Origin of the sequence: Hoylesella timonensis 4401737 = DSM 22865 = JCM 15640 (genome assembly GCF_000455445.1) — a bacterium.
Classification (GTDB): domain Bacteria; phylum Bacteroidota; class Bacteroidia; order Bacteroidales; family Bacteroidaceae; genus Prevotella; species Prevotella timonensis.
Window position 1 is genome coordinate 97,435 of record NZ_HG417093.1, and the last position, 24,189, is coordinate 121,623.

The 24,189-nt window shown below is 42.4% G+C and carries 18 protein-coding genes; 8 read left to right on the forward strand and 10 right to left on the reverse strand.

Features of this window, described 5'->3' with window-relative positions; genetic code table 11:
* Positions 1–21 precede the first annotated feature (21 nt).
* Positions 22–2,016 carry an LTA synthase family protein gene (locus tag BN35_RS05095; RefSeq protein ID WP_025071768.1) on the forward strand — a complete coding sequence of 665 codons (1,995 nt, stop codon included), beginning with the start codon at positions 22–24 and terminating at the stop codon, positions 2,014–2,016.
* 524 nt (positions 2,017–2,540) lie between these two features.
* Here the strand turns inward: BN35_RS05095 and BN35_RS05100 are convergent.
* Positions 2,541–3,689, reverse strand: a complete 1,149-nt coding sequence (locus BN35_RS05100) for a glycosyltransferase family 4 protein (RefSeq protein WP_028900863.1) — start codon at positions 3,687–3,689, stop codon at positions 2,541–2,543.
* A 114-nt stretch (positions 3,690–3,803) separates the two neighbouring features.
* Here BN35_RS05100 and BN35_RS05105 point away from each other — a divergent pair, with 114 nt between their 5' ends.
* Genes BN35_RS05105 through BN35_RS05120 form a run of 4 tightly spaced genes read left to right on the forward strand, consistent with a single transcriptional unit; the run spans position 3,804 to position 7,592 of the window.
* A complete protein-coding gene (locus BN35_RS05105) occupies positions 3,804–4,775 on the forward strand; it encodes a lysophospholipid acyltransferase family protein (protein WP_025071766.1) in 972 nt (323 codons plus the stop codon).
* A complete protein-coding gene (locus BN35_RS05110; RefSeq protein ID WP_025071765.1) occupies positions 4,772–5,566 on the forward strand; it encodes an alpha-1,2-fucosyltransferase in 795 nt (264 codons plus the stop codon). Before BN35_RS05105 ends, BN35_RS05110 begins: the two co-directional genes overlap by 4 nt.
* A gap of 45 nt (positions 5,567–5,611) precedes the next feature.
* Positions 5,612–6,418 carry a glycosyltransferase family 2 protein gene (locus BN35_RS05115; protein WP_025071764.1) on the forward strand — a complete coding sequence of 269 codons (807 nt, stop codon included), beginning with the start codon at positions 5,612–5,614 and terminating at the stop codon, positions 6,416–6,418.
* Between the two features lie 4 nt (positions 6,419–6,422).
* Positions 6,423–7,592 (forward strand): glycosyltransferase, encoded by a 1,170-nt coding sequence (locus BN35_RS05120; protein ID WP_025071763.1) that lies wholly within the window; start codon positions 6,423–6,425, stop codon positions 7,590–7,592.
* 11 nt (positions 7,593–7,603) lie between these two features.
* Here the strand turns inward: BN35_RS05120 and BN35_RS05125 are convergent, their stop codons facing one another.
* The gene (locus BN35_RS05125; RefSeq protein ID WP_025071762.1) at positions 7,604–8,383 is read right to left on the reverse strand and encodes a glycosyltransferase family 2 protein; all 780 of its coding nucleotides are present in this window, start codon (positions 8,381–8,383) and stop codon (positions 7,604–7,606) included.
* A gap of 4 nt (positions 8,384–8,387) precedes the next feature.
* Complete coding sequence (locus BN35_RS05130) at positions 8,388–10,094, reverse strand: phosphoethanolamine transferase (protein WP_025071761.1); 1,707 nt, start codon at positions 10,092–10,094, stop codon at positions 8,388–8,390.
* A 112-nt stretch (positions 10,095–10,206) separates the two neighbouring features.
* Here BN35_RS05130 and BN35_RS05135 point away from each other — a divergent pair, with 112 nt between their 5' ends.
* On the forward strand, positions 10,207–11,412 hold the full coding sequence (locus BN35_RS05135; protein ID WP_025071760.1) for a glycosyltransferase family 87 protein: 1,206 nt from the start codon (positions 10,207–10,209) through the stop codon (positions 11,410–11,412).
* Here BN35_RS05135 and BN35_RS13090 read toward each other — a convergent pair.
* From BN35_RS13090 to BN35_RS05155, 4 genes are all read right to left on the reverse strand, one after another.
* Positions 11,357–11,782 carry a GtrA family protein gene (locus tag BN35_RS13090; protein WP_081411416.1) on the reverse strand — a complete coding sequence of 142 codons (426 nt, stop codon included), beginning with the start codon at positions 11,780–11,782 and terminating at the stop codon, positions 11,357–11,359. The genes BN35_RS05135 and BN35_RS13090 overlap by 56 nt on opposite strands.
* Entirely contained in the window at positions 11,772–12,728 is a 957-nt protein-coding gene (locus BN35_RS05145) for a glycosyltransferase family 2 protein (protein WP_025071758.1), read from the reverse strand. Before BN35_RS05145 ends, BN35_RS13090 begins: the two co-directional genes overlap by 11 nt.
* Positions 12,725–13,510, reverse strand: a complete 786-nt coding sequence (locus tag BN35_RS05150) for a polysaccharide deacetylase family protein (protein ID WP_025071757.1) — start codon at positions 13,508–13,510, stop codon at positions 12,725–12,727. The genes BN35_RS05145 and BN35_RS05150 overlap by 4 nt, the downstream gene beginning before the upstream one ends.
* Before the next feature lie 78 nt (positions 13,511–13,588).
* A complete protein-coding gene (locus BN35_RS05155; protein WP_025071756.1) occupies positions 13,589–15,580 on the reverse strand; it encodes a helix-hairpin-helix domain-containing protein in 1,992 nt (663 codons plus the stop codon).
* Positions 15,581–15,728: 148 nt separating this feature from the next.
* Here BN35_RS05155 and BN35_RS05160 point away from each other — a divergent pair, with 148 nt between their 5' ends.
* Together BN35_RS05160 and BN35_RS05165 are read left to right on the forward strand one after the other, a co-directional pair.
* Positions 15,729–16,346 carry a DUF4294 domain-containing protein gene (locus tag BN35_RS05160; protein WP_008125120.1) on the forward strand — a complete coding sequence of 206 codons (618 nt, stop codon included), beginning with the start codon at positions 15,729–15,731 and terminating at the stop codon, positions 16,344–16,346.
* A 727-nt stretch (positions 16,347–17,073) separates the two neighbouring features.
* Positions 17,074–17,664, forward strand: a complete 591-nt coding sequence (locus BN35_RS05165; protein WP_025071754.1) for a hypothetical protein — start codon at positions 17,074–17,076, stop codon at positions 17,662–17,664.
* Between the two features lie 399 nt (positions 17,665–18,063).
* On the opposite strand, the gene BN35_RS05170 is transcribed toward BN35_RS05165, so the two are convergent.
* The 3 genes from BN35_RS05170 to BN35_RS05180 form a co-directional block, all read right to left on the reverse strand.
* Positions 18,064–19,797, reverse strand: a complete 1,734-nt coding sequence (locus BN35_RS05170) for a RagB/SusD family nutrient uptake outer membrane protein (RefSeq protein ID WP_025071753.1) — start codon at positions 19,795–19,797, stop codon at positions 18,064–18,066.
* A gap of 15 nt (positions 19,798–19,812) precedes the next feature.
* The gene (locus BN35_RS05175) at positions 19,813–22,869 is read right to left on the reverse strand and encodes a SusC/RagA family TonB-linked outer membrane protein (protein ID WP_025071752.1); all 3,057 of its coding nucleotides are present in this window, start codon (positions 22,867–22,869) and stop codon (positions 19,813–19,815) included.
* A gap of 280 nt (positions 22,870–23,149) precedes the next feature.
* Positions 23,150–24,178, reverse strand: coding sequence for a M28 family peptidase (locus tag BN35_RS05180; protein WP_025071751.1), 1,029 nt, complete (start codon positions 24,176–24,178; stop codon positions 23,150–23,152).
* Positions 24,179–24,189 lie beyond the last annotated feature (11 nt).

A 24,189-nucleotide genomic window follows, 5' to 3' on the forward strand; every position in this document is an offset into this window, starting at 1 on the left:
AAACGAAAGCTAAAGAGCGAAATGGAAAAGATGAAATATAGCGTTGAATCGTCTAAAAGCAAAGGAGCTAAACAGTACTTGGCACCATTTGTGTCATTAGTGGTGAATATTTTTATGGCGTTTGTGGTGTATCTCATTGCCCGGGTGGCATTCCTTTTAGAGAATTTCAGTTATTTCTCTGAAGGTTTATCCATCTCCCAAGTGGGCGAATGGTTTTGGGGTGGCTATATTTTCGACCGTTCTGCCATCACTTACACCAACTCCTTGTACATCGTCATGATGCTCTTCCCTTTGTGGATCAAAGAACGTCGAGGCTATCATCTATTGTGCAAATGGGTCTTTGTGGTCGTCAATACGCTTACTTTGGTCATCAATCTATGCGATGCTGTGTATTTTCCGTACACCTTGCGTCGTACTACTACGAGCGTATTTCGTGAGTTCAGCAACGAGAACAACTTGCTGGATGTGTTCTGGGGCGAGCTATGGGGACATTGGTACTTATTATTGCTCGCCATTGCAGTGGTATGGTTGATGTGGAAACTCTATCTCATGCCACGCACCCACCACACCTATTATGCCACGCTGGGCAGTCGCATCGGCTTCGGAGTGGTGCAGTTGCTTTTGTTGCTCGCCATTACACCGCTTGCCATAGGTGCATGCAGAGGTGGACTTGAGTCGGGGATTCGCCCCATAACCGTGAACAATGCCAACCAATATGTCAACAGACCCACCGAATGTGCCATTGTTCTCAACACACCCTTTGCGCTTATCCGCACCATTGGAAAAGACGTATTCGAGGTGCCACCTTACTTTGAAAACCTCGAAGCTGCCGAACGAGTGTTCTCACCCATTCATCGTCCTGTCTCTACCCATCCGTTCCAAAAGAAGAATGTGGTGGTACTCATTGTCGAGAGCTTTGGAAGAGAGTACATTGGTGCCCTGAACAAGGATTTAGAAAATGGCAACTATAAGGGATATACACCCCATGTGGACAAACTCATTCAACAGAGTGCCACCTACCAGTATTCTTACTGTAACGGTCGTAAGAGTATCGACGGAATGCCATCTGTGCTTTGTGGCATTCCAATGTTCAAAGAACCCTTCGTGTTGTCGCCTGCTTCGATGAACAATTACACCAGTATGGCAGGACTTTTGGGCAAAGAAGGCTATCACACTGCTTTCTTCCATGGGGCTAATCGTGGTAGCATGGGATTTATGGCGTTTGCTAACAAAGTAGGATTCCAGCAATACTTTGGGCGACAAGACTATGCTGCCGACAAACGATTTGGCGGAGATGCCGACTTTGATGGACACTGGGGCATTTGGGACGAACCGTTCTTACAGTATTGGGCAACGAAGATTGGCGAGCTAAAAGAGCCTTTCATGACGGCTTGCTTTACTGTGACAAGCCACACTCCTTATGTCATTCCCGAGAAATATAAAAAGGTATATCCAGAAGAGGGCATTGTGATACACAAATGTATTCGCTATACCGACATGGCTATCGGTAAGTTTTTCGAAACCGCAAAGAAGCAACCTTGGTACAAGAATACGATTTTTGTGCTGACCAGCGACCATACCAACTTGAGCGATCATCAGCAATATCAGACCGATATTGGCGGTTTTTGCTCACCTATCGTCATCTTCGACCCCTCGGGCGAGGTAAAGTCTGGCATTTATCCAGGTATTGCGCAGCAAATAGACATCTTGCCAACAGTGCTCAGCATATTGGGCTACAACAAGCCTTTCCTCTCTTTTGGCTGCGATCTCATGACAACCCCCATGAAAGAGACGTATGCTGTGAACTATCTCAACGGTATTTATCAGTATTGTAAATATGGCTACGTGCTGCAATTTGATGGACAACACACCAAAGCCATCTATCGATTAGACGACAAGCTCATGCAGCACAACCTCTTGGGAAAGGTGAAAGAGCAAGCACAGATGGAGCATGAGCTAAAAGCTATCATTTGGCAATATATGTACAGAATGGTACACGACAAGCTGATGCCATAGTTTTGCACCAGTGATTTGTGATTTGATGTGTACGAACTCTTTGCATGGAGTCGTGCGACGATGAAGAATTGAGTTTTTTTTGACGTTTTGCATGGTGATTGAAGCCGCAAAAAACACCCTGTAAAACTGTCAAAAAACTTAACAAAAGGCTTTCCATAACTTCAATATTTTCACGCAGATGATAAGTTGCTCGCAAATATCGCAGTATTTGAAGAGTTTTGTAAGTGTCAGAATATGAGTTACTTATCTTGAAAAGTGCAGATAATGTTGCCTTTCTTTCCTTTGTTTTAGTTGCTAAAGCAATGCTTTAAGGGCGTTAAGTCATGTTGATAAGCCCTTTATCCCATGTTTACAGCACTCCAAAAGTATTACTTTAAGGGCATTCACCCATTGCTTTAACAAAATCAGCGCATATTTCGAGCTGTTTTAGCTGCATTTTTGAACCAAAATGGGGTGTATCTTCGTCTATTTTGAAGATTTTTCCTGACCGTTTTTTGGTATTTTTTTAGGACAAAAAAGAGCATTTATTCCATGCACTTTTTGTATAAATTGATGAGCTGTCGAGTTACGTTTTCGGTGTCAAATCGTTGCACATATGCCTTGGCTCGAGCTATGCGACCCTTCCTTTCCGTATCGTTTAGCAAAGTTAGCAATGCTTCTCGCATGGCTTGGACGTCATCGGGATGAACATATAAGCAGTCTGCTCCTCCAGCTTCTTCGAGACACGACCCTGTACAAGCCACGACAGGTAGTCCACTGTGTATAGCCTCAATGATAGGAATGCCGAAACCTTCGTAGCGAGAAGGATAGACAAAGCACTCAGCCAGTTGATAGATAGCGGGCAAATCGGCAAAGGGAACATGGTGCAACAGGGTGATGCGACTTTGCAGATGGTGTTGTGTAATGTAATTTTTCACCTTCTCTGTGTAGGGTGTAGTCTTGCCCACCACCACCAAATGAATATCGGTAGGCATGTCCTTGAGTGCCTTTACTGCCAGCAGTACGTTCTTGCGCTCTTCAATACTGCCTACGTTGAGGATGAAACGAGTGGGCAAATGGTACTTCTCCCGAACTTCTTGCAGTTGTCTTTCGGTACAAGGGTGTTTGAAAACCTCGTCACAGTCTTGATAGATGACCGTAATCTTGTCGGGCGAAACGTGTCCATATTTCACGATGTCTCGCTTGGTACACTCGCTAATGGCAATAATATGTGTGGCTTCGCAACAGGTCATGCGAAACTTATAACGATAAATCAGCACATCCCACCAATGATAATATTTTGGAAAGCGTAGGAAAATAAGGTCGTGGATGGTCACGATACCCTTCACTCCCGATGCCTTGATGCCACGTGGCAGTTCGTTGGAAAGCCCATGATAGAGGTCGATGTGGTCGCGCTTCAGGTCATTAACGATGCCTGTAAACCGCCACCAAGTTTGCGACAGTGGATGTTTTTTGCCCGTGGGGTAAACATAGCGCACGCATGGTTGCGCAGGAATTTGGTTGCGCAACTCTTCGTTTCCTTCGTTGGGCGCATACAGACGGATGTCCAAGTCAAGGTCTTGGGCGTGAAGAAGGTTTTTTACCAAGGTTCTACTGTAGTTACCCAATCCTGTTTTGTTGCGTACAATTCGTTTGGCATCAAAGCCTATGTGTAGTAATTTCGAGTGGTTCATGACAAGCTGTTTGAACTTCAAAGATAGATGAAAATAGCCAATGAAACAACTAAACGAAACAAAAACTTGGAGGAAAGGGGTGAAATGCGTATATTTGTCACCAAATATCTTTGCATGAATCTACTTTACAGGTTAGGCTTTGGCATCTCCTATCTGCTGTCCATGCTACCGTTGAGGGTGCTTTATGTGGCATCTGATATTATTTATCTCATACTCTATCGTTTGATGCATTATAGGTATGAGGTGGTACATCGTAATGTCATGGCATCGTTTCCACATTCTTCAGCGGCGGAACAAGAGGCTATGATACGAGGATTTTATCATTGGTTGTGTGATTACTTTGTGGAGACGCTCAAGATGATGTCAATGAGTAAGCGGCAAATGCAGCGAAGAATGCAATTTATCGGTACGGAGGAAGTCAACAAAGTGATAGCAAAAGGGCAGTCTGCGGCTATCTATTTGGGGCATTATGGTCAGTGGGAATGGATCACCTCACTCCCTTTTTGGGTTTCTAATGAAGCACAATGTGCCCAGATATACCATCCCTTAGAGAATAAATGTTTTGACAAAATGGTGAAGCACATGCGTGAAAAGCGAGGAGCCGTGTGCATCTCGATGTCAGAATCGTTGAGAAAAGTGGTGGAATATCGACAGAAAAATATTCCGCTCGTCTTGGGATATATCTCCGATCAGGTGCCTTTCTGGAACAACATACACCATTGGGTTGACTTCATGCATCAAGATACGCCCGTGCTGACAGGTACGGAGCGCATGATAAAACGATTGGGACAAGCCGTATTTTATGCCGATGTGCGACGTGTACGGCGTGGATACTATACCTGTGAGTTTAAGTTAATCACCACAACACCGCAGACATGGGCTGATTTCCAGCTAACCGACCGCTATTTTGAATGTTTGCAAGCCAGTATAGAGCATGACTCAGACCTCTATTTATGGAGTCATAATCGTTGGAAGCGAACCAGAGAAGAGTTCAACTTACGGTACGATGCGCAGACAGGGAGGGTGGATTTGCGTGATTTAGAAACGATTATGTCTGAAAAAAGAGAGAAAGGATCAAAACCATGATATTGATAAAAGGTTACGGGCAGATGTGCAATAACATTCTGCAATATGCGCATTTGTATGCTTTCGGGCGTGAGCATGGGGTAAAAGTCATATCCATGCGTTTCTCGTATAAATATCGTTATTTTGCAATTTGCAAGAAGTGGTATCACCGTCCGATGACTTATCTGCTGGCAAAGCTGCTGATACGGCTGCGTTTGGTAGACTGTATCATGGGCGATAACACTCCCGAGATAGACCGCAAGTTTGCACAAGTCCCTCTCATTGCGTGTGGCGGCTGGGGTTGTAGGTATGACGAATTGTTTCGGAAGTATCGGTCGGAGATAGCACAACTATTCTGTATCAAGCCTGCCATTCAGCAGAAAGTGAACAACTGGATGCAAAAACATCCAAAAGCCGATATCAACTTGGGTGTCCATATACGTCGAGGTGACTATAAAACGTGGCAGGGAGGGAAGTATTTCTTTGGAGATGAGGTATATGTACGACTTATCCAAGAATTTCAAGCATTACATCCCCAACAGAAAATCAATGTGTTTATCTGTACCAACGATGCACGGTTGGATATCAACAGGTATCGCAAGGCTTGTCCGAATGTGTATCTTTCAAAAGGTTCTGGTATCGAAGATTTGCAGTTGCTTAGCCAGTGCGATTATCTCATGGGCGTAAAGAGCACCTTCTCTCTGTGGGCATCGTTCTATCGAAACATCCCCCTATATTGGATTATGGATGAAAATAAAAAGCTGGAAAACAATGACTTCGTGCATTTTGAAGATGTATATATGAGCGTGTGAAGCCTTCATGAAAGATGTTTTATCAATAACTTTGTGAACAACAACATGGAAACAACCAAACCCAAAGTATCTCTCCTTGTTTCTACCTATAATTGGAAGGAAGCATTGAACCTATGTGTGCGCAGCATTTTTGCCCAAACCGTGCTGCCAGATGAAATCATTATAGCCGATGATGGGTCAGGAGAAGATACGCGGGCAGTGATAGAACAGCTGCAAAAGGAAAGTAGTGTGCCTGTGATACACGTGTGGCATGAAGACAAAGGGTTTCGGCGAACAGAAATCATGAACAAAGCCATTGTGGCTGCTTCGGGCGACTATTTGTTGCAAGTGGATGGTGATGTTATTCTGTCGCCTTACTTTGTGAGCGATCACTTAGAGGTCTGCCAACCCAATTGCTTCGTGTGTGGCTCTCGAGTGAAGCTTGGAATAGTGTTGACTTGGCGGCTCTTGTCTCATCAGAAGTTTGAGTTGAGTCCTTGGAAGTTGCCTTTCAGTTTTGTTCTTAATAGTTTTCGGTCAAGACGCTTGCGCGCCTTTTTAGCAGATAGGTATGCACGCAAGATAGACCACTTGCGAGGATGCAACATGGCTTTTTGGCGTTCAGACCTGTTCAAGGTAAATGGTTATAACGAAGACCTGTTGCAATGGGGACATGAAGACAGCGAGTTGGCTTTCCGATTGCATTATGCTGGTGTGCACAAGCGAGCCTTGAAAATGGGTGGTAATGTGTATCATCTCTATCATCCAGAGGCATCTAAGAGCAATGAAGGGCGGCATTTGGCAGAGTTGGAGCGTGTGCAGCGAGAACGACTGACATGGTGTAAGAATGGTTTGGACAAGTATGAAATATAAAAAGATGAAGAAAAAGAAAATACTTTTTGTAATTAGTTATTTCTTAGATGGTGGAGTAGAAACCGTATTGATAGAATATCTTAGAAATTTATTAAAGACAAAAGCTTATGATTTAACGTTAGCAATAGCTTATAAGATAGATGAGGTAGAAGTATATCACAACAGAATACCCAAAGAAGTGAAAGTGGTATATTTGGTAACTAATCCCATTTTGCTAAAATACAAGTGCCGTAAACCCGCTAATAAGATAATTAAACTAACGGATGAGATTTTCATCAATCCCATTAGGCGTTATGTGCAATCACGCAATTTACATAAATTGGTAAAAAAAGCAGATGCTGTTGTTGATTTTATTAGTTCACAAGGTAGTTTTTTAAGAAAAGAAAAAACCAATAAAATTGTTTTCATACATAGTGCGATAGAAGAAAATTACAAGCGCGATCCAAAGGAAGGAGAAAAACAAAAGCGAAAAATACCCACTTACAATCACATTGTAACTATTTCTAAAGCCATGTATCAAGAGGCTTGTAGATTTTATCCTGAGGTGAAAGACCGTATTTGTATGATTTATAATTCGGTAGATACAGACGAGTTGCAACGAGCTTCAGAAGAGTTGATTGCAGATGAGCGTATGGAAAAACCTTATATTTTGAGCATTTCACGCTTAGAGGAATATCCAAAAGACTTCTCTACCTTAATTGCTGCTTACGCACTTTTGCGAAAATATTACGGACACACAGAAGAATTGTATATAATAGGAAAAGGTCCGTCTTTACAGCAACTTCAACAAAAAACAATAGAGTGTGGTGTTCAAGACCATGTACATTTCTTAGGTTTTATGTCGAATCCCTACCCCTATATAAAACGGTGTGAGATATTTGTGCATAGCTCTCAGTACGAAGGATTACCAACAGTTATGATAGAAGCGCTGTTGTTGGATAAAATGATAGTAGCCACCGATTGTCCAACTGGTCCTCGAGAAATCTTAAATGGTGGTAAAGCGGGTATTCTAACCCCTGTTGGCGATATAGAAGCATTAGCCAAAGCTATGCATGAAGCATTGACAGATAAAAAAATGCAGCAGCAGTTTGCTGAAGGAAGAGCAGCACACAAACGCTTATTTACATTCGAAGCAAACAGAGAGGCTTTTTGCAAACTCTTGGAAAGTAAGTAACTGCAGGGCTGTTATGACTTGTTTTTTCGCCCTTCTATCAATTTGGCAACGACCGCAAATTGATAGAACGCATCCCATACAGCATGGATAAAACCGGGCGCACCATCACAAAAACCACCCTTGAGAATGTAACTTTTGAAAAATCTGAATGCAGGACGTGTTAACAAACTGCCTGCTCCATAATTCTTCTGACGACGACGTGGCACCTCGTAGTCGGAATAAGTGTCTGTCTTCTTGAATAAGGTAGCAATGCTGTCGTTTGCCAAATGCTCTATCGCCAAAGCGTGGTTGCGCTTGGGAATATAAGAGATAGTACCGTTTATCTGCGGTACTGCATGGATGACCGCAGGCCAATGAGCCACCTCTTTGCGAAAGAAGCGGAGGATATAGTCAGGATAATGGGCATGCAAGAACTGTCCCATGAAATAATTTTTGCGTGGAATATATAAGCCGTCTGCACAATTTGGGGTAGCAATGTGGCGATAAAGGTACGCTCTTAACTGCTCGCTAATCAGTTCGTCGGCATCTACAACCAGAATCCAAGGGTGAGTTGCGTGGTCAATAGCAAATTGTCGAGCTGGTTCTACAATGTTGTAATTGCCTTTTGGAAAGATAATAACCCTGCAACCCATTGACTTCGCTATCGTTATTGTATCGTCAGTGCTCTCCATGTCGCACACAATAATCTCGTCAAAGTGCTTCACAGAGTCTACTACTTGTGCCAAATGTTTCTCGGCATTATAGGTGTTGATGACAACAGAAATTTTCTTTTCCAAATTAGTGTGGCTCATAAATCTACTTTATAGGATAAAGTCTTCCTGCACAAATACGTTTTCTCTTATAGTTAAATTGTTTGTTAAAAATGCTAAGTGAAGGACGATATTCTTTGGTTTGTATCTCCATAAGATCAAGAATGCTATGTATCATATCATCTGTCATGAATGGATGGTGTGCCGATAGACGAATTCTATTTGTGATATATGGATAGTTTTTCTGGAAAGTTTTAGACATATACACCAACATGGGGATTTCTACTTTGTGATTATTGATATCAATGTCACCGTGTCCAGCTATTTTTTTGTTGATTTCCATCACATCTTCACCGTGGTCAGAGGTGTAGATAATCAATGCGTTTTTGTCTTTAAAACGGTTGATAATAGCGTTGACGATACTATCATTGTAGCGCACAGCGGTATCGTAAGTTGCTTTTGTTTCTTTTATTTTGTTATTCTCGCCTTGTTCTACATTTGTACTAAAAGCCTTAAATGTTTTTGGGTAGCGGTTTTCGTATTCCACGTGTGTACCAATAAGGTGTAGTACAATAAATCTTTTGGGCTTTTTTTGCTTTAAAGTTTGGTCTAATAAAGGTAGCAAATGTTCATCGTAAGGCTTTTCAAATTCACTTTTTGAATCTCTAATGCACACAAAAGAATTTGATTTACATCGCTCTGCGTAGAATCTTCCATTATTACCGTATATGCCTGAAGACTCTTGATTTGATAACCAGGTGGTATAATAACTTGCTTGATTTAAAATACTAAATAGGTCGGTATATTCATACCATTTCCCTTTTGCGCCTTGCCTGTAAAATGTAAATAATTTTTCCAGAACCCCCATTGTGTGTCCATTTGGACTGATAACATCGGTAAATTTGACTAAATCGCCAGTCTTTTCAAGGCTACTTAAATAAGGTGTTGTCTTAAGATGGTATCCGTATATCCCCATATGATTTCTTGTAGTAGATTCTCCTAATATATAGACAACATACGGTATAGTACTATTGTTCTTTAATAGCTTAGGGTGTGTGTTCCCTTTTTGTTTCATTTGCTTTAATTCTTGCATGTCATTTATAGCGTCACGTGTAAGAAAAACAGTGGAAACGACAGAGCAGCATTGGTGTAATAGCTTGTCTCGTGTGGCAGTATTTTGTCTTATTATATCTTTTACAAGGTTGACTACTGTAAAAAATGATGCAAAAGAAAGCCATGCTGATGCGAATAAAATAGCTGAACGCTTATATTGTAATTTTAGTAATAATAGGCTATATGCCGATAAAACAAAGATGACTGCACAAATGCTTCCATACAACCGTGAATTTAATACGTTGGCTTGCAGGTATTCTAATGCCTCATTATGATTAGTAGCTAAAAGGATTTCGAAAATTGCACTATCAGGCAAGCAGCGATAATAATATAGGAAATACAAAGAAAGAAATAGTAATAAAACCGATAATAGTTCAATGATGCTTTTAGTTAAACGCATAACTCTTTGATATGGAATAAGTGATATTATGAGAGTTAAGCAAATAATGGCAAAGCACATATATAAAAAATGATGTACGCCACGACCAAACGATGACATATTAAATAGGTATGGAATATTGATAAACAACATAAACGTGATGAAGCGAAAATGTTGTTGTATGAAATTTACGATCCCATTCCATATTTTTTTACTTCTACTTGTGTCTTGTGGTTGCATGAATTGATTTTCTGCTTGCATAATGTGAATATGATGTATCTATTTGCAAAGATATGTTTTTTTAGTAATATCATATAAAACTATTATATATTTTTTTTACTTTTGCAGCAATTATAAGTTATAATAATTAAGCATGAAGAACTCAATCCAATGCAAATGCAGGGCATTCTTAGCCAAACCTTTCTTTCACGATAAGCGAACACTGTTGTGGCTATGGACACTTTTGCCCATTATCGCCACTGTTTTCAAGTTGCATCGCAACAATAATTATCTGATATTCCGTGGCGTTTTTTGGCATACTGTGAACCAAACATCGCTGTATGGGGCGTACCCCAACGAATATTTTGATGTAAATCATTATGGACCTTTGTTCGCTTTGGTTGTTGCTCCCTTTGCTGTAATGCCCGTATGGTTAGGCATGTTGTTTTGGAATGTAGCACTCTCGCTCTGCTTGTATGTTGCCATTAGTAGGTCGCAACTGAAGTACAAACAGCAAATCTTTATTTATTGGTTTTGTGCAGAGACGTTGCTAACGTCCTTGTTCATGCAGCAATTCAACATTGGCATTGCTGCTATTATCATTGCTTCGTACTTCTTGATAGAGCGAGAGCGTGACTTTTGGGCAGCATTCCTCATCGTGTTAGGAACGTTTGTCAAGCTATATGGGGTGGTAGGACTGGCTTTTTTCTTCTTCTCCAAGCACAAAGGGCGGTTCGTTTTGTCGTTGTTATTGTGGGCTGTTGTGCTGTTCGTTGCGCCTATGCTGATAAGCAATGCCGACTATGTGATAGGGCAATATCACGAATGGTATGTCACCTTGTTGGAAAAGAATGGAGAAAATCTCCAATCTATTGCCCAAAATATCTCTTTGTTGGGCATGGTTCGCCGCATTACAGGCAATCTTTTATATTCCGATTTGTGGCTCATCGCTCCTGCGTTGGTATTGTTTTTCATCCCTTACTTTCGCTTTTCGCAATACAGAAATGCGATGTTTCGCCAAACCTATCTTGCATCGGTGTTGCTGTTCGTCGTGCTTTTCAGCACAGGCAGTGAGAGTAGTTCGTACATTATAGCCATTAGTGGGGCTTGTATATGGTATCTGTCTGCTCCGTGGCAACGCAATCGTTGGGATGTAGTCTTCATGGTGTTGGTGTTAATGATATCAGGATTTGGCTCGTCCGATCTCTATCCTCGTTGTATACGGCACGACTTGATACAAGTGTATTCGTTGAAAGCCCTACCATGCACCTTGGTTTGGCTGAAACTATGTTATGAAATGATGTTCAAGAATTATGATTCCGCTGATGTAGATACACAAAGTGAAGCATCAAAAAGTTGATAGGAACAGCCACAACCATCACCAATATGGGCGAAAGCCATTTGCTCACGTCCAACCAAAGAAAGATATTCAGCAAGCCAATCTCCATAAGATAGTTGACAATATGACTCCCCACAAAGCCCGCTGCATTAGACTTTGTGGGCTTTTTGTGGAAGGTAAAATAAGTAGTGAGTACATAGTTGCACACCAATCCCACCCCATAGCCTGCCGTGTAGGAAACATTCGCATTGGTAAACATCAAGAAAAGGCAATAAATGCCATAATGAATCAGTGAACAGAGCGTACCTACCAACCCAAAACGAACGATGCGTCCCGCATCTTTTCGCAGCTTGGGGTGTCTTTCTCCGTATGCTTTGAAGCTATTCTTCATCCGCTCCAACAATTTTGGTCACATGGTATAGTGGTCTGTTTTTTACTTCGGTATAAATTTTTCCGATATAAACGCCCACAATACCTATTGACAGCAAGATGAATCCTCCTACGAGCCAAATGCTCATCATGATTGATGCCCAGCCCGGATAGGCTGTTCCTACGACTAATGCATGAATGACATAGATGCCAATGCCGATGCTTAGAAAGATGAAAAGCAAACCAGCATACAGTATGAAATATATGGGATGTACGGTAAACGAGGTGATGCCATCGAGTGCCAAACTTAGCATTTTGCGCAGTGTGTATTTGGATTTACCTGCCTGTCGCTCGCTGATGGGGTCATCGACACATGCCGATGGCAGTCCCAGCATAGGTATCAGTCCGCGCAAATACAAATTGCGTTCCTGATAAGTGGATAGGATATCAAGTGCAAGGCGGCTCATCAAGCGGAAATCTGCATGATTGAACACGCTTTTCACGCCCAGTTTGTCCTGCAATCGGTAGAAGGCGGTAGCACTCAGTCGTTTCAATAGTGGGTCTGCCTGCCGTGAAGTCTTCACGCCATACACCACCTCACAGTTATTGTGAGTGTACTCGTGAATCATTAGTGGAATGGCATTCAGGTCGTCTTGCAAGTCGGCATCAATCGTAACGACCGCATCTGCCCATGTTCGAGCCGTCATCATGCCTGCCATCATGGCGTTTTGATGTCCCACGTTGCTTGCCAGGTTGATGCCTCTCACAAACTTGTTGGTTTGTTGCAACTTGCAAATAAGCTCCCAAGTACGGTCTTTGCTGCCGTCGTTGACAAATACCATCATGCTATCTGCACTGATGTGTCCCTGTTGTATGAGGTCGTTAAAAAGGGTTGTCAATCGAGCTACCGAGTTTTCCAGCACCTCTTCTTCGTTATAGCAGGGGGATATGGTGGCTAATCTCATCATGCTTTGTTCAATTTACTTTTTGCAAATTCGGTAAAGGTAACAAACGCTTCCTCTTCTTTTTTCAGCATCTTGATGAGGTTGCTCAATCGTTGAACCATTTTGTCGCCACTATTTTTGCGGATGATATACGGCATCTTGTATTCACGGTGTGCGTTGAGGTCGTAGAATTCCCATGGATGAAAGTAGGTTACAAAATAGCCATCGTGTCCAAGTACTCGTCTTGTCATCCAGTGATAGAGTTGCTGTGGTAAGAGATGTAACGACAGCCAAAACAGCGGAAAGCGTACCCAAGGCGTTACCGATGCTGGTATTTGCATCACTTCTCCGCGCATAAACCATGTGCGAGGCGTTGTGAGGTGCATGTATCTGCCAGGAATAAAGGCAGGATTTAGGGAAGAGTTGTACAGATAGCCCGCCTTTTCAATGTCCTTGTCTGACACGGGAAACATCCTTGGTTGTCGATAACCATGCACCTGTGTACCTGCCACGCTTTCTACGATGCGTTTGGATTCAAACACGTCTGTAGGCTTAGGTTGCCAATGATCCACACCATGACAAGCCACCTCGTGCCCCTCTTGCATAATGCGCCTAATGGTTTGAGGCGACTGTTCGGCAAAGTTTGCCGTACAAAAGAAGGTAGCGTGTACTCCATTTTGTTGTAAGCAGTCTAATATCTTGTTCGTGCCTTCAACAGAAATACGCATCCCTTCTTCTAACGAGATGTTCACGCCGTGTTCTTTGGGTACATCAAATTCTTCGGTGTCGAAACTCAATAATATCATGACATTGCCTTTTCGTATAGTATTTGCAAAAGTAACAAATTATTTATTTCTTTTGCGCAAACCGTCTGGTTATTTGTCTTAAAATCTCCAACGCAGTTGCATTTCCAAGTCGGTCTGTGTGTTGCCGCTGATTTCTTGATACCCTGTGCCCATCTTCTGACGATCCAAATAATGTGTAGCTCCTATCTTGACAGCCACCATTAGCTGTTCGTTGAGGTTGAAGCGTGTGTTGAAAGCTCCACGAATGCCCTTGCCAGCAAACATAGGGAATGCAAAGGTGTAGAGCATGCCACGTTCGTAAGTGTACAAACGGCTGTTGTAATCATCGGTGTGGAAATAAGCCAGTGCGGCAAAAGCCTGTAACCGTTTGAACTTTCCGCCCACATTTTCTGTCACCATGTATCCCGTGCTGTGTTTTGCACCTTGATAATACACCCCGTCAATCTGTGTTTTTGTAAACCATGCACTGTGGGTGAACATGGCAGCGAGACGTGCTCGGTGCGTGTAGGTATTGAGGAGAGCCGACTTGTCTGCGGTGTCTTTCTGTTTCATCTTGTATCGGTAGCGCACCTGCAAGTTCCATTGTCTGTGTTGATAAGTGGCAAGTGTCATCACATCCCAAGCATGACTCGACTGTGATGCTTGATACCGAGCCCATGGGAAATAGGCAAAATCAACGTAAGTTATCATTGATAAATGGCGAAAAGGCTGCCAATTGGTGCCGAGAAAGATGCCACTTTCGTTTTGACAATGCCCACCTTCGCTAAAACTTCGCCCCAAAAGAGCGTAATATCGGTAGGAATAAAATCGCTGAATGGCTATCACCGACCAATTGGGTAGGCATTGGTAACTAATGCTGTTAATGGTTGCGAGTGCTTTGTGGTTGCCTGTTGCGGTTTCTCCCTGTATGGAAAGTCGCCTGCTAATGTATCCATAGTCGATGCTGGCGTTCCAAAATGATTTGCCTTGAGGGGCATATTGCCGATAAGTTTGTTTAATATTGGGCTGCAACTCCTTGTCCAAAGTCGTTGAAAATGCGGTTGCTCCGACATGAAAGCCATGACTGAAATACTGCAAATGTCCTCCTGCTACAAACTCAGAAGTGTTGTGTTTGCGGCTCATCTCTCGCATTGTGCGATGATAGCCCGAGGTGACAATGGTGGCTATGGTGGTACTGTCTTTGTTCAGTGTACCGTCTATGTATCGATAGGACGCAAAACCTGTAAGGTCAAGTCCATTCGCTACCTGCACCGTAGCAGCGACTCCTTGCAGATAATTGGCTTCCGAACGTGACGAGTGCGCACGTATAGTATTGTACTGGTTGCCCAATGATGCCAAGGTAGTGAGCTTCCCGAGCATGAAGTCACGATTCATAGCCACACCAAGTCCAAATTTAGCACGGTATCTCCCTATGACCAACGACTTTATCTTGCCTAACTTATTAGCCTGCGCATAGAAAGAATAGTAGTCGTAACCCCATTTGTTGCGCCCTGCAAACCATGGTTCGCCCGCATCTTGCGAGGCAACGAAGCCCATTTTGCCATACCGTCCATACGACAGCTGGTAGCGCAACCAGTGTTTGTATGGGTAACCAAGGTAGCCATTGTCATCTCCTTTGCGTCTATAAAAAGGAATCTTGCCCGTTGCAATCAATTCATTGCGCCCATATTGCAAGAGGTCTTTCATCGAAGGAAAGGCAGAAGTGGGGGAAGGGTTAATGGTGACGAAATAGGAAAGCAGCTTTCTCCGAGTCAAGTCCAATGATTCAATCATCGCCAATTCACCAACACTCCGCAGTGGGGCGTATTGGTCTATATATTCCACGAGTTCCTCAATTTGCTGTTTGGTCAAGAATGGCAGCTGTGCCAAGTCCTCTCGAGTGGCGTGATTCAAGTCAATGGGATGTGCAGCTTGCTCACTCAACATCTCGTACATCTCTTCCAAGTCACCCGATTCAATACCTTCTACATCGCTAAGTTGCTCTAAATAAGTTTGCCAAGATGGAATATCTTGGGCGTAAACCCATGTACAGCAAAACAAAAACAAGCCAAAGAGTAATTTCTTTTTCATGGTTGAAGGCTGTTTTCCAATAGTTCAACAAAAATAATGTGAAAAACTTAATAACGCAAATAAAAATAAAATTATTTCTTGCAGTCCGAAATTATCATTACATTTGCTGTGCTTTATGAATAGAAACATTACGGTTATATTGATAGTCATGTTGTTGGCAGCTTTGCAAGCACATGCACAGAATCCACTTCCGAGTACGCCCCTTCACCCCGAAGAGCGCGAGGTAGATATGGACAGCCCAACTTTTGAACCGATGGTCAAGGTAGGAAAAGTGCTCCGTGGGCGTGACTCTATTCAGTACATGGAGTTTAATAACATCTATGTGTATCCGCAACCAGTGTTCAAGAGTGCGCAGCAACGCATGGCATATAACAGATTGGTGCGCAATATCAAGAAGGTGTTGCCCATTGCCAAAGAAGTAAATCGCATCATTATCGAGACAGGTGACTACCTTCAGACATTGCCCAACAAGAAGGCAAGAGACGAACATATGAAGCGAGTGGAACAGGGTATCAAGGAGCAGTACACGCCACGCATGAAAAAACTCAGTTACCAACAAGGCAAACTGCTCATCAAGTTGGTGTATCGTGAGTGTGACTCGTCTTCTTATCAGCTGATACAAGCGTTTATGGGACCTATTCGCGCAGGCTTTTGGCAGGCTTTTGCCTGGGCTTTCGGAGCAAGTCTTACCAAGAAATACGATGCCGAGGGGGTAGATCGTCTCACCGAACGCATTGTGTTGCAAGTGGAGGCAGGGCAACTATAATGTTCATTTTTGGCTCTAAAGATGTGAGAAAAACGAGGGCGATTATCAACTTGTATCAGATTTTTGTGAAGAACGCAGTGCTTTATTGTCCATTTTTCTCACGACATTCCATCCTTCTACGCTTTCTGTTTGTACGATATTTTTGCTTTCTCTGAATGCTGAAATATCTTTACACGACCCCTCTCATATTCCTCGTATTTTTCACCAACTTATAGATTGCTTGCAAATACGCGAGTTATGGCGAAGTTTCTATCTTGTTGATACACAGCAAAGTATGAAAAATAGGTGCGAATGTGCGCTGGAAAAGTAATGAGATAACGCCACAAAAGTAATGGGATAAGGTGCTTATTCGCATGGGTTTGTGCCCTTAACTCTTTATGATAGGAGCGTTATTTGCATGCTTTAAGCCCGTGAAGCCATATTTTTGCTGTTTATAAGGCTTATAACTTGACAAAAAACCATCTATTCTTTTCTATTTTAGCACTTTTGGAGACCCCCAAAAAGTGTCAGAAATGTTGACAAAAAGCGGAAAAAGTGTGTTGTCAACACATAAGAAAGATGGGCAAATACTTATAAGAAAATGCTTTTAATTTTGGGCATGTAATTTACAGAGGTGCTGGTATTATGACAAAAAAGCCCTTGTAGATGTTAATATTTGTTTCTTAACTTAAAATGGAAAAGAAAACACTTACTTTTGCAAACTGTATAAATCATAAAAAATATTACAATGAACAAAATGAACATTTTGAAGTATTTTTCACTATCCTTGTTTTTAGCGGCAGCTATTGTCTTCACGGGATGTAGTAAGAGTGACGACAGTAATGATAAGGTAGAGCTGTCCGACTACGCAAAAAACATTGTTGGTACATGGGAAATGGAAGGCTTGACTTTCTCTCTTGCTGACAAGCAAACGTCTATGAATTTTAACGTAGAGGTAAAATTTAATGCCATAAGTGGATCTAAAATTTTCGTGAACGGTCAGGAATTTGATGAAAAGATGCTAAAGGGGCTTGGTTTCAAACTTTCTGCAGACGATTTTCCCGTTGAAAGGCTACAGTTTGATAAAGACCACAAAGTGATATCTTATGAATATGATGGTGGTTGGAAGGCAAACGATGAAAAATCTACATACGATATCAAGAATGGTGTGCTTACCATAACATCGTCAGAACCCACATCCTTGAAAATACACTCCATGGAGCAAAACTCTTGCATATTTGACGCATCTGTACTTTTAGAGGGTATGATGAAAGATTATAAATTGACAGAAAAGTTTGATGTAAAATCAGCACAACTCAAAATAAAGAGAATAAGCTGATAGCATCCCTATCCCTTGCTTGTACAGGATAGTCTTTTTCCAGTTATGAATACTTGGAAAAAGACTATTTTTATTTTAGAAAGATAGGATGGTTTTTAGTAAGCCGTGCTTACCAGTTTTGGCTTCTCCTTGGCTTTTGTATCCCTATATCTATACTTTGCTTAAGTGGTTGGCTGCATCTATTCTTCCATCTATCTCAAACTTGGCTCTATGATTGTTATTTGTATGGGTATAATCATTCACCGTGGGCATTTTCACTATAGCAGGTGAGACTACAAATAAATACCTATAATAGAAACAAGGACTATTGAAAGCAACAACACAAAGGATAAGCCCATTATCGAATTTCTCTAATGAGCTTATCCTATTTAAGAAGTTTGTTGCATTTATATGTTTCGATTATTTCAGCACTACACCACTATTGTCCGTAGGGTTTTGGGTCAGTGTACCAGGATATGCGTTAATCGCCTTTTGTGGTATGTAATAGATTACTCTGTAGTCAGTAGCGGGAATGTCTTCCTGCTGTCGATGTGGTCCAGGGTAATGGCGCGTCAAGGATTTTCCGTTTCTGAACACGTCATAGCTGCGTTCGGCTTGGAACGCCAGTTCTAACTGCCGCTCTTTGTCTATTCTCATGCCTGCATTCGAAGCGTCAAGCGATGGATATCCTGCATTAGGTATGGAACGTTCTCTTATGGTGTTAAGGTCAATGCGTGCTTTTTCGTATTCCCCTAACTTCGCATAAGCCTCAGCCCGATTCAAGTATATTTCGCCCAAACGACTGATGATAGGTGAGTGAAGGTGTGAATCTTCACCCTCACGCGAACATTTCACGATGTAGAATTGAGGGTAGGCACGATTTAGATGGATGTAATAATCTATCATACCAGCATATTCTTTTTCGTGATACACAATCTTATACGTTCCTTGTTGCTCGTCTATTGGCTTCAGGTTATAAGTGATTATTCCCTCCTTTTCAGTCTTTTCAATACATTTTACATTTTTTCCATCACGCTGAATATTAAACTGCGCATAGTTGCGATCTCCTTTCTCGTTTTGATAAATAAACCGAAAGACCTCTGTCTTCTCCTTCCCGTAGGTAGGTTCAATGAAGGCAGCGCGTGCATCTATGATGCGATAGTGGTCAGGACGCCAGTCATTTCGACCTGTTTCGTTGAGCAAGTCAATATATTTGGCACTGGCATACATTTCACCCCAACCCATTCCACCTATGTTGGCGTACATTCCACCGATGCCATAATAGTGGTCGTAGCCAGAGAACTCTGATGCAACACGCTTAACTACAAAGATAGACTCCTTGTTACTTTCTGGTACAAAGGTGTTATATTTCATAAAATCACTGCGTGACAGCAGTTGGTACTTCTTTGAGTTGATAACCTTATCAGCGTATTCTACCGCCAACTTGGCATACTCTCTGTTTGGGTTTTCATAGGTACCGCTCATATAAAGATAAACTCTCGACAGTAACGCTTGTGCTGCTTCCTTTGACGCATAGGCAGGACCTTTGTCGATAGTCATTAGCTTTTCGGCTTGTTTCAGGTCATTGATTGCTTGTTCATAGGTAGCCTTTACAGTGGCACGGTTGTCAAGATGCAGGTTTTCTAATACGTCATCGGGTGTACCGTTGACGATGGGAACGCCCAAATTCTTGTCGGGTGCTTGATAATAAGGCCTACCGTATGCGCGACAAAGATAGAAGTACATCATCCCTCGCACGAAATAACATTCTCCTAACTGGTTGTCTATTTCTTTTCCTTGTCCTTCTTTTACCATCTTAAGGATATTCGAAGCCTGTGCTATGGCTTTGTATCCCTGATCCCAGAAGCTTTGCAAGCGGTAGTTGTTGGGAGTTCTCGAGAAGGAAATAAACTCAAAGAAAGCATCCGTAGAAGAACCACGTATCATCATGTTGTCGCCTGCATATTCGCCACACCTGTGCATGGGGTCTGACCACGACTTGAGTTGTGCGTACATGCCTGTTACTAAGGCGTCGAGATTTTCACTCGGATTTTCTTCTACTTGTTTAGACTGCATCTGTGTTGCAGGCAACCTTTCGAGGTCGCAAGCTGTCAGTGAAATGGCTGCCAGCCATATAATCCATATTTTTTTCATTGTAGATAAGTGTCTTTAGAATGTTAGATTAAGTCCCAGCATAAATTTCCGTACCATGGGATATACATAGGTTCCTCCAGTATTCATCACGCTCAATATACCCTTGTCGTTAGTTCCTGCAGGTAATTCAGGATCTACTCCAGAATAATTGGTAATGGTAAATAGGTTTTCTCCCGTTAGTGATATACGCATATTCTTAATGCCAAAGCGGTTCAGGTCAACATTATAACCTAATGTGAGTGAGCGTAACTTTAAGTAGTCGCTGCTCTCAAGATATCGAGATGAAGCTTGGTTACCCTTGTCTTGGTTGTTGTACAAGGCTCTTGGATGCGTAGCTTCATCGTTGGGCTTTTGCCAACGTGTCCATCCGCTTTGTAATTTCATCTGATTGCGGTCGCCTGCGTATGCTCCATCCGAGTCGAATTCTTGTCGATAGTAGCTGTATATCTGTCCTCCAATGGAATAACCAAAGTTGGCATGCAAATCAAAGTTCTTATAAGAAAGGGCTGTTGAGATGCTTCCGAATAAGTCAGGCGAAGCTTTACCACATTTGAAATCTGAAGCCTTGGCATAGTTCGATGTGGTTACCTTATTGCCATTTTTGTCTGTAGTGTACCACATGGGGCGTCCATCTTCCTTGTTAACGCCTGCCCACTCTTTCATATAATATGTATCAACGGGTTCACCAATTTCCAAAATACGTTGTGCTGTACCAGCAATGGTCGTTCCATCGCTAATCAAAACAGGCTTTACAATGTAGTTACCGTTATTATCCAACTGTTTGTAAAGGTCACGCAATTCGTTGGCGTTGTGTGTAAGGTTCAAGTCAACAGCCCATGTAAGATCTTTGGTTCTGATGATATCACCGCCTAAGGTCAGCTCTACTCCAGTATTGCGCATCTTGCCTATATTTTTCCAAATGCTGGTCACGCCAGTCAATCCAGTGACAGGTACCTTGTAGAGAATGTTGCTGGTATTCTTGACATATCCGTCTAACGTCAGGCGAATGCGGTTTTTGAAAAGCGACAAGTCTACACCAATGCCTGAAGTGAATGTCTTCTCCCATGTGAGGTTGGGGTTTCCTATTTGACTAATAAGTGCACCAGGCATACTATCGTAGTTTACACCTACCGAGTAAAGCGAATAAGAGGGATACAACTCAATAGGAACGTTACCAACAGAACCGTAAGATGCACGCAGTTTTAGCAAGTCCACACATTCTAATGTAAACCATTTTTCGCGGTTAATACTCCATGCTCCGCTGACGGAGAAGAAGTTACCATAGCGATTGTTGATACCGAAATTAGATCTACCATCACGACGCAGTGAAAGTTCTGCAAACAGCTTGTCATCGTATGAATACTTCCATTGTGTGAACAAAGACTGCTTTGCCCATGCTGAAGGTGCACCCTTTAGTTTTTCTGGCTTAGAGGTTGCACTAAGAGCTTCAAATCCTTTTACAAATCCTGTACCGTATGCATCAATATAATTATGCTCGTAGTCGTTGAACTCGTATGCGAGCATACCAGAAACACGATGTGCTTCAAACATTTTTTCAAATCTTAAGATTTGGCTGGAGTATCTGCGAACCCAACTTTCTCTCCATTCAGTGATACGTCCATGTGTATCTCCTCCTGCTGCGCTCGAACGTGGGTCGTAGTATCCATGTTTTTCAAGGTTGCTATAGCGATAGTTGTTAGACGATGTGAACGACAACCAATCGGTAAAATCTACCTTGAAATCCAATCCACCTACCACTTCATATTGTTTTTCTTCGTTGTGGTTCCACTGCAAATCGTATAGATAGTTGGTTCCCTTGCTGTTTACCCAACCCGAATATTGGTTAGGTACCAAGTTTCCTTGTTCGTCATAAGGACTATCCCAAGGCATCATGTAGAACATTGAGCCTACATCGTGTTGCTTGTCGGAAACGTTGCGAAGCGAGCCACTGAACGAAGGTGTGATGCTAAGCCAACGGGTTGGTTGGTACGACATACTCATGCGAGCCGAATATCGATCGTAATCGTAGCCTTTTACTGCACCCTCTTCATTGTAATAGCCTAAAGAGAAAAATGATTTTAACTTATCATCTCCACCTGAAACAGTCAGGTTGTAGTCTTGTGTGAAGCCAGTTTGTGTAGCCAACTTAAACCAATCGAAGTCTTGGTTTCTAAGGTCAGGCGTCCATCTCTTGAACTTAACTTGGTCTACATTGGCAAACGACTTGTAGAAATCGTAGAACTCGGCACCGTCCATCATTTGCATATGACCGCGACTCAGCGTGCTGATACCTGTCTTCGCTGTGATATTGAAGGCTGTTCGACCACTTTTAGCCTTTTTAGTGGTTACAACTATTACACCATTGGCACCTTCCGACCCATATATGGCTGTTGAGGCTGCATCTTTCAAGACAGTTAAGCTCTCAATATCTGCAGGGTTTAATTCTCCAGGACTGTTACCAACGATGATGCCATCGATGACCCACAATGGGGCTGTAGCACCGTTGATAGAGGTTTGCCCACGTATCACAATTGCTCCCGAAGTTCCTGGTTGACCGCTTCCCGGTGCAACATAGACTCCTGCTGCTTTTCCATTAAGCATGTTTTCTACAGAGGCAGATGTGATATCTTTGAGCTTTTCGCTCTTAATATTAGCCATGGCACCCGTCAAACTCTCTTTGCGTTGGGTTCCATAGCCTACCACTACTACTTCTGAAAGTTCTGTTTCTTGTGGTTGCAAGGTGACTATCATGCCGTCTGTAGCCACTACCGTCTGGTCGGTAAAACCGACATACGACAAAGTGATGCGATTGTTTTTCTTGCTAAGCGTTAGGGTAAAATTACCATCAGCATCGCTTATGGTTTTGTTGGCAGTACCTACTTCGGTAATAGTTACACCGATGAGTGGCTCACCTGCCTTGTCTACTACCTTTCCTCTCACTCCATTTTGCTGGGTAGAGGCTGCGATTGTTTGTTTTGGAAGTACCATCTGCCCATGATTAGCAAAGACCAAACATGGTAAAGCAATGGCACAGACGAGCAACAAGCTTCTTGCTCTAGCGTCAATAGTCATTAGATCACACATTTTTTGATTAGGTTATTGGTTAATATTAATGAATAATCATTGTAAAAATGCAAAGTCAAAAAGTTAATGAGTAGCAAATATATAGCTTTTTATCGTAAGCAGTGAGCTTTTTGATATATTTAACTAATGAAAATATTAAATATATTTTTTTACTAATGGCAAACAAAAAGAACCACCAATCGTATGTAGTGGTTCTTTTGGGTTGTGAGATTTATTGGCTCAATGACAACTCCTATTCAAGCTGTTTGTCGATAGCAAATATCGCTGTTCAGTTTTCTTTGCTAAAGAGTACTTGGATAATAGTTTGTCCTACAGCCTTGAGCGTATTCTTGTCAATATGCTCTATCGTGTCGTAGATGGTGTGCCAAGTGGGACCAAAGCTGCTTTGCGTACAGTCGGGATAATAGGGGATGATGTCAATGGTAGGTATTTTGGCATTTTCGTTCAAAGGGATGTGGTCGTCGGTAATATAGCCTCCGTCTTGTTTGATAAAATAACTTCCATAGCCAGCAGCACTTGCAGCCGACCATACCTTATTGATAATCTCTGGCGCATATCGTTTGGAAGCCAATTCTTGGTAGAACTTTGCTCCTTGACCACCCACCATATCCAACAAAATACCATAGAGGGGTTGATAGTTGTCGGGGAGGTTTTTCGACCAATACTGCGCCCCCAACGCCCAAGCGTCTTCTCCGTCCTGTTGCTCTGCCCATTGCGGAGTCCCCCAGTCTTCGGCATCAAAGCAAACGAAGTCAACCCCGTAATTCAGTGTAGAATCTTTGCTAAGTAGTCGGGCTATCTCCAACATCACCGATATTCCGCTGGCTCCGTCGTTAGCAGCCATTACAGGCTTGTGCCAATTGGTACTATCTGGGTCGTTATCCGCCCATGGTCTACTGTCCCAGTGGGCGCATAGCAAGATGCGCTTTTGTGCTTCTGGCTTGTATTGTGCCATGATGTTGGTAGCCTTTAGCAAGGTGCCATCGTAGCCTTTCAGTTCGACTTTTTGAGTACTTACATGACAACCGAATGCCTTGAACTTTTCAATAATCCACTCCGCACATTGTTCGTGTGCTTCGCTGTTCATGGTGCGAGGGCCGAAACTGCATTGTGCTTCAATATAACGGTACGCAGAATCTGCTTCAAAAGCAGGACCAACAGACTCGTTGTGCATGGCGCTTTCCATTTCATTTGTTGTTTCTGTCGAAGTTGCTTGTGTGGAATGCCACCCCCAAAAAGCAACAGCAGCCAAAAGGATTCCTGTTCCTACTCCCATGATTATTTTCTTTTTCTTCATTTCTATGCTTG

Excerpts from the sequence above, each read along its gene's own strand:
- BN35_RS05130 (WP_025071761.1), bottom strand. The coding sequence starts at position 10,094 with ATGCAAGCAGAAAATCAATTCATGCAACCACAAGACACAAGTAGAAGT.
- BN35_RS05155 (WP_025071756.1), bottom strand. The coding sequence starts at position 15,580 with ATGAAAAAGAAATTACTCTTTGGCTTGTTTTTGTTTTGCTGTACATGG.
- BN35_RS05120 (WP_025071763.1), top strand. The coding sequence starts at position 6,423 with ATGAAGAAAAAGAAAATACTTTTTGTAATTAGTTATTTCTTAGATGGT.
- BN35_RS05180 (WP_025071751.1), bottom strand. The coding sequence starts at position 24,178 with ATGAAGAAAAAGAAAATAATCATGGGAGTAGGAACAGGAATCCTTTTG.
- BN35_RS05095 (WP_025071768.1), top strand. The coding sequence starts at position 22 with ATGGAAAAGATGAAATATAGCGTTGAATCGTCTAAAAGCAAAGGAGCT.
- BN35_RS05170 (WP_025071753.1), bottom strand. The coding sequence starts at position 19,797 with ATGAAAAAAATATGGATTATATGGCTGGCAGCCATTTCACTGACAGCT.
- BN35_RS05150 (WP_025071757.1), bottom strand. The coding sequence starts at position 13,510 with ATGATATTATTGAGTTTCGACACCGAAGAATTTGATGTACCCAAAGAA.
- BN35_RS13090 (WP_081411416.1), bottom strand. The coding sequence starts at position 11,782 with ATGAAGAATAGCTTCAAAGCATACGGAGAAAGACACCCCAAGCTGCGA.
- BN35_RS05175 (WP_025071752.1), bottom strand. The coding sequence starts at position 22,869 with ATGACTATTGACGCTAGAGCAAGAAGCTTGTTGCTCGTCTGTGCCATT.
- BN35_RS05125 (WP_025071762.1), bottom strand. The coding sequence starts at position 8,383 with ATGAGCCACACTAATTTGGAAAAGAAAATTTCTGTTGTCATCAACACC.
- BN35_RS05115 (WP_025071764.1), top strand. The coding sequence starts at position 5,612 with ATGGAAACAACCAAACCCAAAGTATCTCTCCTTGTTTCTACCTATAAT.
- BN35_RS05105 (WP_025071766.1), top strand. The coding sequence starts at position 3,804 with ATGAATCTACTTTACAGGTTAGGCTTTGGCATCTCCTATCTGCTGTCC.
- BN35_RS05165 (WP_025071754.1), top strand. The coding sequence starts at position 17,074 with ATGAACAAAATGAACATTTTGAAGTATTTTTCACTATCCTTGTTTTTA.
- BN35_RS05100 (WP_028900863.1), bottom strand. The coding sequence starts at position 3,689 with ATGAACCACTCGAAATTACTACACATAGGCTTTGATGCCAAACGAATT.
- BN35_RS05110 (WP_025071765.1), top strand. The coding sequence starts at position 4,772 with ATGATATTGATAAAAGGTTACGGGCAGATGTGCAATAACATTCTGCAA.
- BN35_RS05145 (WP_025071758.1), bottom strand. The coding sequence starts at position 12,728 with ATGATGAGATTAGCCACCATATCCCCCTGCTATAACGAAGAAGAGGTG.
- BN35_RS05135 (WP_025071760.1), top strand. The coding sequence starts at position 10,207 with ATGAAGAACTCAATCCAATGCAAATGCAGGGCATTCTTAGCCAAACCT.
- BN35_RS05160 (WP_008125120.1), top strand. The coding sequence starts at position 15,729 with ATGTTGTTGGCAGCTTTGCAAGCACATGCACAGAATCCACTTCCGAGT.